The sequence below is a fragment of the Paenibacillus sp. 4624 genome (assembly GCF_050435065.1).
In the GTDB taxonomy this organism is placed as follows: Bacteria; Bacillota; Bacilli; order Paenibacillales; family Paenibacillaceae; genus Paenibacillus; species Paenibacillus amylolyticus_D.
On sequence record NZ_JBNDJR010000007.1, the window covers coordinates 26,243 to 42,230 of the forward strand.

The 15,988-nt window shown below is 44.4% G+C and carries 17 protein-coding genes; all 17 read left to right on the forward strand.

Annotated features, from left to right (window positions below):
- The first annotated feature begins 84 nt into the window (after nt 1-84).
- The 17 genes from ABIE27_RS16635 to ABIE27_RS16715 all read left to right on the forward strand — a co-directional run bounded on the left by ABIE27_RS16635 (nt 85) and on the right by ABIE27_RS16715 (nt 15,967).
- Nucleotides 85-264, forward strand: coding sequence for a hypothetical protein (locus ABIE27_RS16635; RefSeq protein WP_123066762.1), 180 nt, complete (start codon nt 85-87; stop codon nt 262-264).
- Nucleotides 230-682, forward strand: coding sequence for a methyltransferase domain-containing protein (locus ABIE27_RS16640; protein WP_429351009.1), 453 nt, complete (start codon nt 230-232; stop codon nt 680-682). The genes ABIE27_RS16635 and ABIE27_RS16640 overlap by 35 nt, the downstream gene beginning before the upstream one ends.
- Nucleotides 679-1,380, forward strand: coding sequence for a metallophosphoesterase family protein (locus ABIE27_RS16645; protein ID WP_429351010.1), 702 nt, complete (start codon nt 679-681; stop codon nt 1,378-1,380). Before ABIE27_RS16640 ends, ABIE27_RS16645 begins: the two co-directional genes overlap by 4 nt.
- 104 nt (nt 1,381-1,484) lie before the next feature.
- On the forward strand, nt 1,485-2,003 hold the full coding sequence (locus tag ABIE27_RS16650; protein ID WP_123066759.1) for a phosphotransferase-like protein: 519 nt from the start codon (nt 1,485-1,487) through the stop codon (nt 2,001-2,003).
- Between the two features lie 111 nt (nt 2,004-2,114).
- The gene (locus ABIE27_RS16655; RefSeq protein WP_429351011.1) at nt 2,115-2,708 is read left to right on the forward strand and encodes a hypothetical protein; all 594 of its coding nucleotides are present in this window, start codon (nt 2,115-2,117) and stop codon (nt 2,706-2,708) included.
- 55 nt (nt 2,709-2,763) lie between these two features.
- The gene (locus ABIE27_RS16660) at nt 2,764-3,297 is read left to right on the forward strand and encodes a hypothetical protein (RefSeq protein WP_123066758.1); all 534 of its coding nucleotides are present in this window, start codon (nt 2,764-2,766) and stop codon (nt 3,295-3,297) included.
- A gap of 23 nt (nt 3,298-3,320) precedes the next feature.
- The gene (locus tag ABIE27_RS16665; RefSeq protein WP_123066757.1) at nt 3,321-3,833 is read left to right on the forward strand and encodes a DUF6886 family protein; all 513 of its coding nucleotides are present in this window, start codon (nt 3,321-3,323) and stop codon (nt 3,831-3,833) included.
- Nucleotides 3,834-3,865: 32 nt separating this feature from the next.
- The gene (locus tag ABIE27_RS16670) at nt 3,866-4,327 is read left to right on the forward strand and encodes a DUF5662 family protein (protein ID WP_192895157.1); all 462 of its coding nucleotides are present in this window, start codon (nt 3,866-3,868) and stop codon (nt 4,325-4,327) included.
- Between the two features lie 37 nt (nt 4,328-4,364).
- Nucleotides 4,365-4,853 (forward strand): DinB family protein, encoded by a 489-nt coding sequence (locus tag ABIE27_RS16675; RefSeq protein WP_123066756.1) that lies wholly within the window; start codon nt 4,365-4,367, stop codon nt 4,851-4,853.
- Complete coding sequence (locus ABIE27_RS16680) at nt 4,850-5,797, forward strand: acetamidase/formamidase family protein (RefSeq protein WP_429351012.1); 948 nt, start codon at nt 4,850-4,852, stop codon at nt 5,795-5,797. Before ABIE27_RS16675 ends, ABIE27_RS16680 begins: the two co-directional genes overlap by 4 nt.
- A gap of 404 nt (nt 5,798-6,201) precedes the next feature.
- Nucleotides 6,202-7,593, forward strand: a complete 1,392-nt coding sequence (locus ABIE27_RS16685) for an extracellular solute-binding protein (RefSeq protein ID WP_429351013.1) — start codon at nt 6,202-6,204, stop codon at nt 7,591-7,593.
- A gap of 34 nt (nt 7,594-7,627) precedes the next feature.
- On the forward strand, nt 7,628-9,034 hold the full coding sequence (locus tag ABIE27_RS16690; protein WP_429351014.1) for an ABC transporter substrate-binding protein: 1,407 nt from the start codon (nt 7,628-7,630) through the stop codon (nt 9,032-9,034).
- Nucleotides 9,035-9,181: 147 nt separating this feature from the next.
- A complete protein-coding gene (locus ABIE27_RS16695; RefSeq protein ID WP_192895159.1) occupies nt 9,182-12,055 on the forward strand; it encodes an extracellular solute-binding protein in 2,874 nt (957 codons plus the stop codon).
- A gap of 72 nt (nt 12,056-12,127) precedes the next feature.
- Nucleotides 12,128-13,033 carry a carbohydrate ABC transporter permease gene (locus tag ABIE27_RS16700; RefSeq protein WP_240037208.1) on the forward strand — a complete coding sequence of 302 codons (906 nt, stop codon included), beginning with the start codon at nt 12,128-12,130 and terminating at the stop codon, nt 13,031-13,033.
- 3 nt (nt 13,034-13,036) lie between these two features.
- Complete coding sequence (locus tag ABIE27_RS16705; protein WP_123066752.1) at nt 13,037-13,900, forward strand: carbohydrate ABC transporter permease; 864 nt, start codon at nt 13,037-13,039, stop codon at nt 13,898-13,900.
- Nucleotides 13,901-13,917: 17 nt separating this feature from the next.
- On the forward strand, nt 13,918-15,357 hold the full coding sequence (locus ABIE27_RS16710) for a gluconolactonase (protein ID WP_123066751.1): 1,440 nt from the start codon (nt 13,918-13,920) through the stop codon (nt 15,355-15,357).
- Complete coding sequence (locus tag ABIE27_RS16715; RefSeq protein WP_123066750.1) at nt 15,344-15,967, forward strand: Yip1 family protein; 624 nt, start codon at nt 15,344-15,346, stop codon at nt 15,965-15,967. Before ABIE27_RS16710 ends, ABIE27_RS16715 begins: the two co-directional genes overlap by 14 nt.
- Nucleotides 15,968-15,988 lie beyond the last annotated feature (21 nt).

The following is a 15,988-nucleotide window of genomic DNA, read 5'->3' on the forward strand; positions in this document are numbered from 1 at the left end:
CAAAGAGTTTGAGGATAAATATAAATAATATCAGGTAATCGTACGCTGAAGTTAATTATACTAATTTTCAGGTGGGTGATCGGAATGGAAGATCGAAGTCTCTTGGATTTTTATTTACGTATGAAGGAGACGGAAGCATATCAGTGGAATCTCTCGCCTGCAAGTTTGTATTTGGAATTGGAGACCAGAGATTTTTTAGCAAAATACTTTGACGTGTTCAGTGGCATGAATGCGCTTAACGTTGGCATTGGAGTATTGGGATGATTATATCGGTTACTTGTTGAATGGTGCGGGTTGTTTAACAAGTATTGATATTAACAAGGATATATGTGACGTATTCAAATACCGACAAACAAAGGAAGGCCATCCTAATGCCTCTGCTGTTATATGTGAAGACTTTTTAACATGTGAATTACCTCAGGATCATTATGATCTGGTCACCATGATTGGTTCTGCTCTTCAAGAGACAGGCGCATACCGGAAAGGTTTGCAGAAAATATCAGAGGTGTTAAAACCGAATGCTCAATTCATTTATATGGATTTTGATAGATACCACAAAAAAGAAAATCTATTCGAACTATTGCCTGAATTGAAGTTTGAGCTAATACATATCGGAGAATATAATCGATTTTCAAATGTCAGTTTTTATTGCATGAAAATCAAAAAGGAGGAGGGTGTATGAATCGAACTCTCATGATTAGTGATATTCATGGTTGTATTGATGAGTTTAATCAATTGTTACTTAACGTAGACTACAATTCAAAATATGATCAGTTGATCCTGCTGGGAGATTACGTAGATCGAGGTGCTAATAGTAGAGAAGTCGTTGATAAGGTCATGGAATTAGTACAAGAACATCACGCCATCGCATTAAGAGGAAATCATGACCAAAGATTTGCTGATCTCATATATGAGGGGACTTCCTCTATTCAATCAAAGTTTATGGAACATGGAGGACTTCAAACGCTTGAAAGTTACTGTCGACTGAACGATCAAGATTCAAGTGAAGACATAGAAACGGCAAGGAAAATTATAAAGTTGAATTATAGTCGTCATATTAATTTCTTGAGCAACCTACCTTTATTCTATGAGGATGAAAACCATATTTATGTTCATGCTGGATTGAATCCAGATTACAGTGAATGGAAGCAACAACCGGAGTATGATTTTATGTATATTAAAGATAAATTTATCCATAATGCATTCGAAGATCTACACAAAAAAGTTATCTTCGGACACACAAAAACAATAGACATACATGGATCAGCAGACGTTTGGTTTGCTGAAGACAAGATCGGCATTGATGGTGGATGTGCCTTTGGAATGCAGCTTAATTGTTTAGTTTATCAGAATGGGACTTACTTGGTAGAGCATGTGTAAAGTGTTGTGAACGGTCTCGCTTGAATGAATGATCGTTGGAATGAGTTTTAGTAGAAGCTGTAAAATATTTATAAATTCATACTTTAGCAAAGGAAGATATCATAATGGATAGAGGCAGAATTATATTTTTGAATGGTGTAACGAGTTCGGGGAAAACGTCTATAGTCGAGGCGATGCAATCTTACGATGATCCGTTTTTCTACGTGGTGGCGAATGATTTATTTGAAAATACGATCGGTGATAAACATCTGCAGACTGATTATTGGAAGTACCTAAGTGAAGCCATCATCATGATGTATCACACGGCTAAGGTATTCTCAGACCATGGCAAGCATGTGCTGATCGATGGGATCTTGGTGGAGAGACCGGAGCTTGCACCGCATTATGAACAAGTGAAAATAATTTTCGAAGGATACCCGCTGGAGATGGTGGAGCTATACTGTCCCCTTGATATCTGTCGTCAGCGTAACATTGAGCGGGGAGACCGCAGAGAAGACCAGTCTGAAGAGCAACATCGTATGATGGCGTCCGACATTCAGTACACATACTCGGTAGATACAAGTCTGCGTACGCCTGAAGAATGTGCCGAGATGATTATAAACAAGTTATTTAAAAGTGAATAGTATCTTCTATAGTATGAAACGAAGAGATAAGAAATGAAGCTGGGACGTCTAAAGTACGATGTTCCAGCTTCTTGACTATTTCAGTACGACAAGCAGAGAGGGCGAACAGAAATGCAAATTGCCAAACATAAAGAGCGCTCGAAAAAAGAAAGATTGCTTCTTCAATATATTACGTTGCGATGGGAAAAGGAAGTAAGAGGAGCCCCTTTTACGACTGCGCGAAATGATATGGAGAAAGCCTTCCGTTTACCGGATACGCTGTTCAGTTACGACACGTCCTATGGTCTGCCTTACCACCGAATGCTCATTTTGCAGAACAAGAACGGTTTTGAGAAGATTCAAGATAAAAGTGTCATTCTGAAACCTACTGCAAAGAATTTCAAATTGGGTTGTGTTTTGATTGATAGTAAGGAGCCCGAATCTGAAACTTCCGAATATGATGTAACCTTTACCTACTTCCCAGAGTGTGGGAAACCAATCCGATATGACAAGCGATATCAGCCTTTGACAGAGCGGGCATTTGGATTGACTTCAAACGAATATGGAAGAGTGGTGTACAACCGAAGGCATATCTATCAGGATACCGGAGAATGGTACTACGAGTTAAATATATTGAATATGTTACTTACCGAGCAGAAAGACCCGAATGTGTTGATTGATCAGGAGCCGCTGAACGTATACAACCAGATTGAGATTTTATATTAATGTAATTTAGATACGAATGATTGATATAAAATGAGCGTTAGGAGTGGGACACATAATGATGAATCCTCAAGAGATTTTACCGTTAGTCAAACGTTTAGAAGCGAATCATATTGCATATTCACTGGGTGGAAGTGCGATGTTGTGTTTTCTTGGCTTGGTTGATTCCGTGAACGATTGGGATCTGATGGTCGATTGCTCAAAATTCAAATTTATAGAAGCGATTGCTGGATATGAGTGGATCGAGAAGGAAAGCGGCGACAAAACTTTTGCAAGTAAATATAGAATGGAAATTGGGCCGTTAAATGTGGATGTCATTGGCGGATTTGCTTTTGATGTAGATGGAAGACGACTGGAGTTACCTATATCGCCTATTCGAAATGTAAAATGGCACGGAATGCATGTTTCAAGTCCTGAAGTGTGGTACGTTGCTTATCAGATGATGGGTAGACATGAGAAAGCGGATTTGATTTTAGATTATTTGCAAACAAGCAATGAGTATGTGAATCAGGATCTGATTAAGAGCTTGTTAGCGAACGACATTTTAACGTATGGGATTAGAAAAGGATTGAACACACTGCTTGAGACTTAACTTCACGAACAGAGGTGTATCAAATGCTATATCATTTCAGTGAAGAATCTGATATTCATATCTTTATACCAAGAGCGAAGCAGAATCGGCCTGAGTTTCCGGCGGTTGTCTGGGCGATTGATGAGCAACATGAATTCAGTTATTACTTTCCGAGAGATTGTCCTCGCATTGTTATTCGAAGAACGAACGACATTAGTGATGAGCATCATGAGTTGTTTTTTAAACACTCAAATGCAGACCTCATTGTAACGGTTGAGAACGAGTGGTACTCCAGGATCATGCAACAAACGTTGTATCGGTATCATCTGGATGCAGCGTCGTTTAAACTTTTTGATGAAACCGCAGGGTACTATATTTCTGATCAGGTGGTTACACCAAGTTACATAGAGAAAATAGATCATCTGCTAGAGAGGCTTTTGGCCAGAGGGGTTGAGTTGCGATTCACGACAAATCTATATCCTCTGAGAGATGCTGTGTTACAGTCAGACTTCCAACAATTCGGAATACATCGTTTCAATCATGCTAAACCATTGTAGAGGGCGGGGAATAGCCAGCTGGGGGGATGACCATGCTTTCTGCCTATTGGAGGTATTTCTTATATGTAACTGAACATAAGTTGAACGTTTTCATTGAGTGCTGGCATGAAGGGTTATATTTACAAGGGATATTTCATGATTTAACGAAATTTTGTCCTCACGAATTTTTCCCTTATGCAATCAAGTTCTATTCGGACCGTAAAGATGAAGTCACAGAACTAAGGTGGAAGAAGGCATGGCTTCATCATCAGAATCATAATAAACATCATTGGGAGTATTGGATCGTGAACAGAAATACAAAAGAAGCTCTGCCTATGCCGCAAAAATATATTATAGAGATGGTATGTGACTGGAGAACTTTTACGAGAAAATGGGGTCGTAGAGTCAAAGATTCCAATCTGGCAGAACGTATGATGAACTCGGAAGATATTATTTTGCATCCAAAGACGAGAGAATCGCTTGAACAGTTGCTTACTAGAAAGGGCGAATCGTGATGATTCATCTTCTACAAAGAGAAGGGGGAAATTTGTTGTGAATAAAGAAATGGAACATTTGCTTCAAGCTTTTGAAGAATGGACGCTATTTGTCAAAACGTTGAGTCGTCTCGAAGAAAAGACCTGGAATTCCAGTCTAGAAAAAGGAAAGTGGACGATCAAATCCATCGTAAGCCATATGATGTTATGGGATCGATATTTTTACAAGGAAGCGATTGAGAAGATTGCCCTGAATCAGCAGATTACGTTGAAGCTTCTGGATTTTGATGAGTTTAATCGCAAAGCTGTGGAGTACGGGAACCGCACAGAGCCGTCCGAAATTGTCGACAAGGCGATCACTTACCGTCACAAAATTATGAATGATATTCGAGGGTTATCGGAGGAACAGCTTTATCAACGATATGTGGATCCAGAGAACAAAGATAATGTATTTTACATTCCCCAATACCTTAAAGATTTTATATGGCATGACCAGCATCATATGGAGCCGTTAAAACAATATCTGGCCGGGGAGGGATTGTTGTGAGTATTCATACGATTACATTGGCTCAGGAAAATCTGATTGGTTCATTCTCCAATGTGGTTACGCCGATTTTAAAGATCAAGTCAGGTGATTCCATACGTTTTCAGACGCTGGACGCAGGTTGGGGCACGGGAGTAAGTTATGCGAAACGGATCAAACCTTTTCCACGACAAGGTGAAAAAGATGGAGGGCACGCCTTAATCGGCCCAATCTATATTGAAGAGGCGAAGCAGGGAAAGACACTCGAGATCATTTTCAATGAGATTATACCAGGCAGTTACGGGTTTACTTCCGCGGGTGGATATCCCAACTGGCAGAATCAGAAATTGCATCTAACAGAGGTCGAAGAACTGTCTCTAAATTGGACACTTGATCGACATGCGATGAGTGGCTCTTGTGAGGTACGGGACAAGTCATACAGCGTATCCTTAAATCCATTCATGGGTGTCGTGGGCATGCGGCCAGAATCAGGAGGGATTCATACGACATGGCCGCCGCGATATTGTGGAGGGAACATCGACTGCAAGGAACTAGTACAGGGAAGTAAGTTATATCTGCCTGTTCCTGTAGATGGGGGTTATCTGGCGATTGGTGATGGTCATGCACGGCAAGGGGATGGGGAAGTCAGCTGTCAGGCGATTGAATGTGCCATGGAGCTTGTAGATATCACAGTGAATGTCACAGATGATATAAAGCTGACCAATCCACGTGCGCATACGCCTTCTGGATGGATTACCTTTGGTTTTGATGAGGACTTGAATGAAGCAACGGTTCAAGCGTTGGATGGCATGTTGGGCCTGATGGGCGAGTTATATGGCCTGGAGCGGGTAGAAGCGATTGCGCTGGGAAGCGCAGTGATTGATCTGCGTATCACGCAAATTGTGAATGGTGTGAAAGGCGTGCATGCCTTTTTGCCCCACGATGCTTTTATAAGTGATTCAAACTAGCGGCAACTCTGAAAAATTTGCATTCTGCTAAACCAGATTATATGAAGCCCTCTACGATGTCATTTAGTCTGATGTTAGAGGGTTTTGAAGATTTATCCCCTTTAAGTGTTATGTTTTCCTGAAATTGTGCGGAATGAAATAGTGGTGATCAAAATATTCTAAATAATAACAGAATATGTATTGACCCAAAGCTTTTCATGATACTATAATGAAATGGGTTTCATGAAATCCGTTTCATTATCTCCTGACAACTTAGTAAGCGCTTTCTGTTGCAGGGGGAAGGCAGGTTTTCAAGTTCCCATCCGTGACAGCCTTGTGATGAGTTAAGTCATTCGAGGAAGTCATCCAAGCATGCTGCAAGCTTGATTCATCTTTATCTAACTTTGAGGGGGAGCGTGTGAAAGATGAAGTTTGTGAGAAAGAAGAGGTTCAGCCTGTTGGTGATATTCACCTTACTGGTAACCATTATTGCTGGTTGCAGTGGTGGAGGTACACCATCTGACACGGCGACTCAGCCACCAGCGGATAAAAACAAAGAAGCGGCAGTCGAACCTGTAGAGGAAAAACAGGAGCCTAAGGTAGATTTGAACGGCAGAGCAATCCGTATATCGAACTGGTGGGATGCATCTCCCAAAGGAGATTCGGAGGCAGATGAACGCGCTCGTGAACGTATCAAAAATGTAGAAGAGAAATACAACGTTAAAATTTCCTATTTGAATACAGATTACGGAGCAACGTCCGAGAAAATTTCTTCATCCGTGATGGCAAATGAACCTTTTGCAGAGATTGTACGTGTGCCTGACGGCAATATTTGGGGTCTCATGCAGGGGGGATTCCTCACACCATTGGATGATTATCTGAAGGATACACAGATCAAGCCCGATGTCATCGATTCGATGCGATTCGGCAGTGATAAAGTATACGGGCTGACGGGTTGGTATACCCCGAATGACAGCGGAATGTTTTACAACAAACGAATATTCAAGGAAGCTGGTTTGAAAGACCCGCAGCAATTGCTGGAGGAGGATAACTGGAACTGGGATACGATGCTGGATGCGGCCAAGAAGCTAACCGTGGATAAAAACGGTGACGGCAAGATGGATCAGTATGGCCTGTCGGGCGCGTATTACGTACTTCATGAAATGCTGATTGGAAGTAACGGCGGCAAGATGTATGACGAGGCAACGCAGAAGGCAGCGTTTGATTCACCCGAATCTTTGGAAGCGCTTAACTTTTTGTATAGTCTGTACAACGACCACAAAGTTGTGAAGGCTAACGCCGGTAATGATTGGGAAGATCCATCCAAGTTTTTCTCAGAAGGCAGCATTGCGATGTACCCTGGCGGATTATGGGAAGTAGAAGGTCGTATTCTGGATAAGTTAAAAGACGACTGGGGTTATGTTTACATGCCTAAAGGTCCAAAAGCAAAAACGTATCTGGATACAGTCAACAGTACAGAAAGTTTTGTTATTCCCAAGGGTGTGAAGGATGCCGATATCATCGTGAAAATTTGGGAAGAGCTTCAGGACTTTGACAACTGGCAGGATAATCACCGTCTGTGGTTAGAAAACATTTTGCCTGACGAAGCTTCAATTGCTAACGCGATGAATGACAATGGTCAGGTTGAACGTGTATACGGTGCTCGTGCTGGAGGATTAGGTGTTAAGGAAGCTCTCGGCAGTGTAACCGAAAAGTTTGTGAAAGGTGAAGTGACTCCATCTACAGGTGTTGCTCAGGTCATCGGACCTGCACAGGCAGGAATTCAGAAAGTACTGAAGGGCGAAAAAAGCAAGTGAAGTAAAATCATTTACTTAAGGGAGGCAACCCATGTTGAAAAAATTGATTTCTAACCAAATCATGTTCATCGTTTTGTTTGCCGCTTTGATTACGCTTTTGTCTGCATGTAGTGGTTCTAATGATAAACCAGCCGAGCCTGTTGCGACTAAACCAGCTGAGACGGAGACTAACACCACACCTGCCAAGGAAGAAAAGAAGGAAGAGGCTGCGCCAGCTCCTGATTTGAACGGGCGGGTTATTCGCATATCTCACTGGTGGGATGCCACTCCCAAAGGGGATTCAGAGTCAGATGAACTGGCACGTGAGCGGATCAAAATGGTGGAAGAAAAGTATAACGTGAAAATAAAGTATTTGAACACCGAATACTGGTCTACTTCTGAAAAACTGTCTTCCTCCGTGCTTGCGAACGAACCTTTTGCGGAAATTGTCCGTATTCCAGATGGTTTCATCTGGGGACTAATGCAGGGCGGATTCCTGACCCCGCTGGATGATTATCTCAAAGACACTCGAGTAGAGAAGGATGTTGTGGACTCGATGCGCTTTGGTGGAGACAAGGTGTATGGTCTCGAAAGCTGGTATTCACCGAATGACAGCGGCTTGTTCTATAACAAACGTATTTTTAAAGAAGCGGGATTGAAAGACCCACAGCAGTTAATGGCTGAGGATAACTGGAACTGGAATACGATGCTGGATGCAGCCAAAAAGCTAACCGTTGATCGCAATGGCGACGGTAAAATGGATCAATACGGTCTCGCTGGAGCACATTATGTGCTTTCAGAAATGCTAATTGCGAGCAACGGCGGCAAATTATACGATGAGCAGTCAGGCAAAGTGACGTTTAATTCTCCCGAAGCTATGGAAGCGCTTAACTTCCTGCATAGCCTGTACACCGAGCATAAAGTGATCAAAGCCAACGGAGGCAACGACTGGGAAGATCCAGCCAAATATTTCGGAGAAGGCACGATTGCAATGTATCCCGGTGGACTCTGGGAGGTTGAAGGCCGGATTGTAGATAAGCTGAAGGATGAGTGGGGATATGTTTATATGCCGAAGGGTCCTAAAGCGAAGTCTTATTATGAACCATTCGGTCAGACGGCAGCTTATGTTATTCCGAAAGGTGTAAAGGATGCAGATGTGATCGTCAAGATCTGGGAAGATCTGCAAGACTTTGATAACTGGCAGGATAACCGCAGACTGTCTCTTGAAAATATTTTACCGGATGAAACTTCAATCGCGAATGCGATGAATGATGATGGTAAGGTACAACGCTTGTTTGGCGGACGCTTTGGCGGTCTGGGTATTAAAGAGCAATTGGACAGCGTAACCGAGAAATTTGTTAAAGGTGAAATTACACCTTCCACAGGTATTGCACAAGTTATTGCACCAGCTCAAGCTGCAGCGAAAAAAGTATTAAGCGGAGAGCAAGACAAGAAAAAATAATGTATATAAGTTGACGGCCTCATTGCTGTTCTCGGTTAGCCGGGAAACAAATTTGTGGGCCGTCCATCTCATTACGTTTACCAGAGTCAGTTAAAGGAGGGGCATTGGGTGAAATTCACATTATCCCGAGTGACGATTGTTGTCGTCATGGTAATGCTCGTCGTGGTGTATGCGATATTCAGTTCCGGTGCAAGCGGTAGTTCGAAAACCGGAAATCGAACATCAGATCCGAGCCGTGTGATGCCGATATCGGAGTCTGCTGCGGAGGGTAGCTATGATTATTATCTGCAGCAATACCAGAACGAGAAGCGGCCTTCCAGTGAAATTGTCATTCAGGGAGCAGATTACACAGCTGCTGAAGGAATGAAACCGGAGATGATCACGGAACTCGGCGGCGAAACGGGCAAGTTTATACGAACTGAGGAAAGTGGTTCCGTGCAATGGGATGTAGATGTTCCGGAATCCGGCATGTATCACATGACGTTGCGCTATTACCCGATTCAAGGAAAGAGCTCTGCCATCGAACGTGAGTTATGGATTGATGGAGAGATCCCTTTCAACAGTGCACGCAACATGAGCTTTCATCGGGTTTGGGTCAATGAAAAATCCGAAATTGAGCAGGACAACAGAGGCAATGACCTGCGTCCGCGTCAGATCGAAGCACCGATGTGGCAGGAGTCCATCCTGAGAGATAAAGAAGGCTATTATGAAGAGCCGTACCAGTTTTATTTTTCAGCAGGGAAACACTCCATAAAGCTTGTATCGACCCGGGAACCTATGGTTATTGATTCGATCAAGCTGCATCATTACGAAGAACCGCCTTCCTATGCTGAACTGAAGCAGGAGTACGAATCGAAGGGATACGCGGAAACCAGCGGGCACTTGATCAAAGTTCAAGGGGAGCAGGCCGCATACAAATCATCACCGACATTGTATCCGATTACAGATCGATCCAGCACATCAACAGAACCGTATGATGTTTCTAAAATCAGAATGAACACCATTGGTGGAAACAACTGGCGAGTACCGGGGCAATGGATTGCATGGGAAATGGATGTACCGGAGGATGGCTTATATAAAATTGCGATCAAAGGCAGACAGGAATTGCTGAGAGGCATTTACTCCACGCGCTCGCTGCAGATTGATAACCAAACGCCATTCAAAGAGATGATGCAGGTTCCATTCTTCTATGATTCGGATTGGCAGATGCATGTGCTTGGTAACGAAGAAGAGCCGTATTTATTTTATTTAACCAAAGGAAAACATGATTTGCGGCTTGAGGTCAGTCTTGGAGCCATTGCGCCTTTGATCCGTCAGGTTGAAGCCAGTGTGCTTGAGATCAATGCGATGTATCGAAAAATTCTGATGATCACAGGCAATGTGCCTGACCCGTATCGCGATTATCAATTAGAGAAGCAAATTCCAGATATGGTGGATGTTTTTCATAAGCAAAGTGACATTTTGAATGCGGTCTCTGAAGAACTAATTCGTCTAACAGGAGAAAAGAGTGATAAAACCGCGATTTTGAATAAAACAGCTTATCAACTGGCTGATCTTGCCGACAAACCGGAAACGGTTCAGAAGCGATTGTCTCAATTCAAAATTAACGTCGGAAGTGTCGGTTCTTGGCTGCTGGAAGTACGGGAGCAACCGCTGGAAATTGACTATCTGCTCTTAGCTTCTCCTAATGAGAAGTTGCCAAAAGCAAATGATTCGGCCTTCCGCAAAGCAGGGCATGAGGTTTCGTCTTTCTTCCATTCTTTCTTCGAAGATTACGACACCATCGGTAGCACAGCGGATGAAGATAAATCCGTTACCGTCTGGATTGGTACAGGCCGCGACCAGGCGCAGGTATTAAAAGCGATGATTGATGATACGTTTACGCCGCTGACAGGCATTAGCGTCAATCTCAAGCTGGTCAATGCCGACGTGTTGCTTCGTGCGTCGCTTGCAGGAGAAGGGCCGGATGTGGCGATGCAAGTAGGCAATGATGTGCCGGTTAACTTCGGGATGCGGCATGCGGCAGAGGATCTGTCGACGTATCCGGGGTATCACGAGTTGATTAAACAGTTCAGGGCCAGTGCCATGGTTCCTTATCAATTTGAGGATCAAGTATTTGCGCTGCCGGAACAGCAAATCTTCAACATGTTATTTTACCGGAAAGATATATTGGAACAGCTTGATTTGGAGCCGCCGCAGACGTGGGAGGATGTGTATGCCATGATCCCGGTGCTGCAGAAGCACAACATGGAAATGGCACTGCCGCTTGCTCAAACTACGGGTGTACCGGTACTCGAAGTGAACCGGGCCTATGCGATGCTGCTCTATCAAATGGGCGGTTCATTCTATCTAGACCATGGTGCGAAAAGTGGTATGGATACGGAAACGGGACTGGAAGCATTCAAAGAATGGACGGATTTTTATACCAGCTATAAGCTTCCACTAACGTTTGATTTCCCGATGCGTTTTAGAACAGGTGAAATGCCAGTGGGCATTATGGATTACACTTTCTACAACTATTTGTCTGTATCTGCGCCAGAGATTAAAGGACTATGGGAGTTCATTCCGGTTCCAGGAATCAAGCAGAAGGACGGAAGCATCAAACGGGATGTGGCTAGTGGTGGCACGGCGACAGTCATGCTGAAACAATCCAAACATAAGGATGCCGCATGGGAATTCATGAAATGGTGGGTTAGTAAGGATGCGCAGGTTCGATTCGGACGGGAAATGGAAGGTCTGATGGGAGCTGCGGCGCGATATCCGACAGCCAACATCGAAGCATTACAGGAGTTGCCTTGGCCAATCCGCGATTACCGCAGTTTGGAAGAACAGTGGGAGTGGGTGCAGGGTGTTCCGGAGGTTCCTGGAGGTTACTTTACAGGTCGCCATCTGGACAATGCCTTGCGTGAGGTCGTGAATAACGGTACCAATTCCACGGATGCCATCTACGATTATGTGCAGGAAATTAACTACGAAATTCAGCAGAAACGAAAAGAGTTTAAATTGGACGGAATGCGCTAGGGAGGGACTCTTTTGCAAAAGACAGAAATGGTGAACAAAACCGGTTCTCAGCCCAAGCGCACGCCTGCCGGCATGCCGGGGAAATGGGAACTCTTTGTCAGAGATATGAAGCGGGATAAACATCTTTATGTTCTATTATCTCCGTATATGTTGTTGTTTTTACTATTTACAGTGTTTCCCGTCATCATATCCATTTTCTTCAGCTTTACCAACTTCAATATGCTGGAGTTTCCGCAATGGGTCGGCTGGGAGAATTACTCCAAGCTGCTTTGGAATGATGATGTGTTCTTGATCGGTCTCAAAAATACAATTATTTTCTCGGTGGTCACCGGCCCAATCAGTTACATCGCTTGTTTTGTATTCGCATGGCTGATCAATGAGTTGAATCCCAAGGTGAGAGCCTTTATGACCCTGATCTTTTTTGCACCTTCAATTTCGGGAAATGTGTTCTTTATTTGGCAAATTATTTTCTCGGGAGATTCGTACGGCATTATGAATGGTTTCTTGATGAAAACAGGCATTCTTTATGAGCCGATCCTGTGGCTACAAGATCCGAAATATATGCTGGCAATCATCATGCTTGTGCAGCTGTGGCTCAGCTTGGGAACCAGTTTCCTCGCGTTCATTGCCGGTTTGCAAACCGTGGATCGTACGCTGTATGAAGCAGGAGCAATCGATGGGGTACAAAATCGCTGGCAGGAACTATGGTACATTACGCTGCCTTCGATGCGGCCTCAGCTGATGTTTGGTGCGGTCATTCAGATTACAGCATCTTTGGCGGTTGCCGAAGTCGCTACGGCGCTGGCCGGTTTCCCAAGTGTGCAGTATGGTGCGCATACGATCGTCACTCACTTGATGGATTATGGAACGATCCGCTTCGAAATGGGTTATGCGTCTGCCATTGCAACGGTGTTGTTCGGTCTGATGCTGGGTTCCAACCTCCTTGTACAAAAGCTTCTGAAGAGAGTGGGGGAATAGCAGATGAAAATAGCCCTGCGTATGAAACGAAAAATTAACCGATCCTGGCAGGTCGACATCCTGCTGTTCCTGCTACTTGGCGGATTTGGCGCATTTATGGCGGTTCCGCTCATCTATGTCATCAATAATGCGTTTAAACCGCTGGATGAGCTGTTCATTTTCCCGCCAACCCTGTTTGTTCGCAATCCGACGTTCGAAAATTTCTCGGATTTGTTTCAGGTGATGAAAAATTCATGGGTTCCCTTTTCCAGATACATTTTTAATACCGTGTTTATTACCGCGGCGGGTACGTTCGGTCATATCATTCTGGCCTCGGCGGCGGCATATCCGCTGGCGAAACATAAATTTCGCGGACACAAGGTGCTGTTTACAGTCATCGTATTGTCGCTGATGTTCTCGCCGCATGTCACAGCGATCCCGAACTACATGATCATGTCGACCCTGGGGTGGCTCGACTCATATCAAGCGATTATTATCCCGGCCTTTGCTTATCCACTCGGCTTGTATCTGATGAAGCAGTTTATGGAGCAGATCCCGGATGCATTGCTTGAGGCGGCGAAAATGGATGGTGCGAGCGAATACCGGATTTTCTTCCAGGTCGTTATGCCACTCGTTAAACCGGCTTGGTTAACGCTGTTGATCCTGATGATGCAGATGTTATGGGGAACGGATGGCGGCAGCTTCATCTACAGTGAGCAACTCAAAACGATGCACTATGCCATGGGACAGATTGTGCAAGGAGGAATTGCCCGGGCAGGGGTAGGAGCTGCAGTAGCGGTCATCATGATGACGGTGCCGATCGTGACGTTTGTATTGTCGCAGAGCAATGTCATTCAAACGATGGCTTCATCCGGCATGAAGGATTAAGGGAGAGGGTGTTACAGATGAGATTGAAATCATGGCTAATCGTTCTGGCAGCTTCCCTGCTGATTGCCGGACTAGGACATAACCAGGCTCATGCGGCACCGTATGAGGGATATACCTACAACTATTGGGGAGATTCGGTGAAGTCACCGATTGCGTTTCTTCCCTCCAGAGTAATCACAGGGGATGAGGCCGGAACAGGAGCATGGCAGTCTCCGCTGGATATATATGCTGCGAAAGATGGCTTGCTCTATATTCTGGATTCAGGCAATGGACGGATCGTTGTCTTAAACGAGAAATGGGAAGCGGTTCGGGTCATTCAAGATTTTAAACATGACGGTAAAAAGGACAGTTTTAACAATCCTGAGGGGATCTTCGTGACGGAAGCAGGTCAGATCTACGTTGCGGATACCGAAAACAGACGGATCGTAGAGTTGAATCAAGATGGTACTTTTGTGCGTGCCATCGGTGCACCAGAGTCGGATGTGCTTAGTGATAACTTTGAATACTTTCCTCGCAAGGTTATCGTGGACAAAGCTGGACGGATCTATGTGGTTGGCCGTGGTGTCTTCGAAGGACTGATCGAGTTTGACAGTGACGGACGTTTCACAGGATTTATGGGTACCAATCGTGTGCAATTTGATCCGGTCGACCTGTTCTGGAAAACCGTATCTACCAAGGAACAACGTGAGAAAATGGTTCGGTTTATCCCGCTGGAGTTCAACAACGCGGACATCGATGATGGCGGTTTTATCTACACCACAACAGCGGACAAAAACTCGCTTTCTTCCGTCAAAAGATTGAATCCGTCCGGTATTGACGTACTTCGGGTCAACGGTGAATTTGCACCGGTCGGAGACTTGACCTTCAATCGCTCTTCCTTCGTGGATATCAAGGTGTCCAGTAACGGTGTCTATCGTGCGCTGGATTCAACAAGAGGACGGGTGTTCACGTATAACGAGGACGGTAATCTGCTCTATGTCATAGGTCAGCTTGGCAACCAGATCGGTACATTTAAAAATCCGGTCGCCATCGAAAGCTATGGGGACGCCATCTACGTACTGGATCGAGATCTCGGTCGGATTACGGAGTTCAAGGCAACAACGTTTGGAAGCCTGGTTAATGAAGCAAACCGCTTGTACAGTTCAGGCAAACATACGGAAGCGGCAAAATTGTGGCAAGAGGTACTGCGTCTTGATGCCAACTACGAGATGGCCTATATCGGGATCGGTAAATCAATGCTTCGAGAAGGAAAATACAAAGATGCAATGACCTACCTGAAGCTGGGAAACGATCGCGAATACTATTCCAAAGCTTTAGCGAAGTATCGGAGAGAATACATGCGTGAATATTTCGGGATGTACATGACTGTAGCAATTGCATTGTTAATCAGCGTCATCGTCTGGCGCCGGATCGTCAGAACAAGGAATGAGAGGGGGGTCAGAGATGTCGCTAATTAAGGAACTCAAATACTCTCTGCATGTTGCGGTACGCCCTTTTGACGGATACTGGGATTTGAAATATGAAAACAAAGGCAGATTGCGCGTTGCATTGCTCGTGCTTCTGGCTGTCACGGTAACGATGATCTTGAAGCGACAGTTTGCCGGGTATGTTGTCAATGATAACTATCCACTTTCACTTAACAGTATTAACGAGTTCAAGTACATCGTGCTTCCTTTTCTGCTCTGGTGTATTTCCAATTGGTCGCTGACCACGCTGATGGACGGGGAAGGCAAGTTCAAAGACATCTTGATTGCCACAGGATATGCGATGCTTCCGCTTATTCTGGTCAACATTCCTAATATTTTGCTGAGTAATGTGATCACGCTGCGTGAATCTTCTTTTTATTACTTGCTTGATTCGTTCGGTGTCATCTGGTTTGTGTGGCTGCTTTTTATCGGAACCAAGACGGTACATCAGTATTCAGTCATGAAAACAATGATGACGATGTTGCTTACGCTGGTTGTGATGGGTGTTGTAATCTTTCTGGGCTTGCTTTTCTTTAGCCTGATCCAGCAAATTATCAGTTTTGGTTATACCCTCTTTCAGGAGATTACACTGCGCGAATAGGAGAAGAAAGGAGGTGCCTGA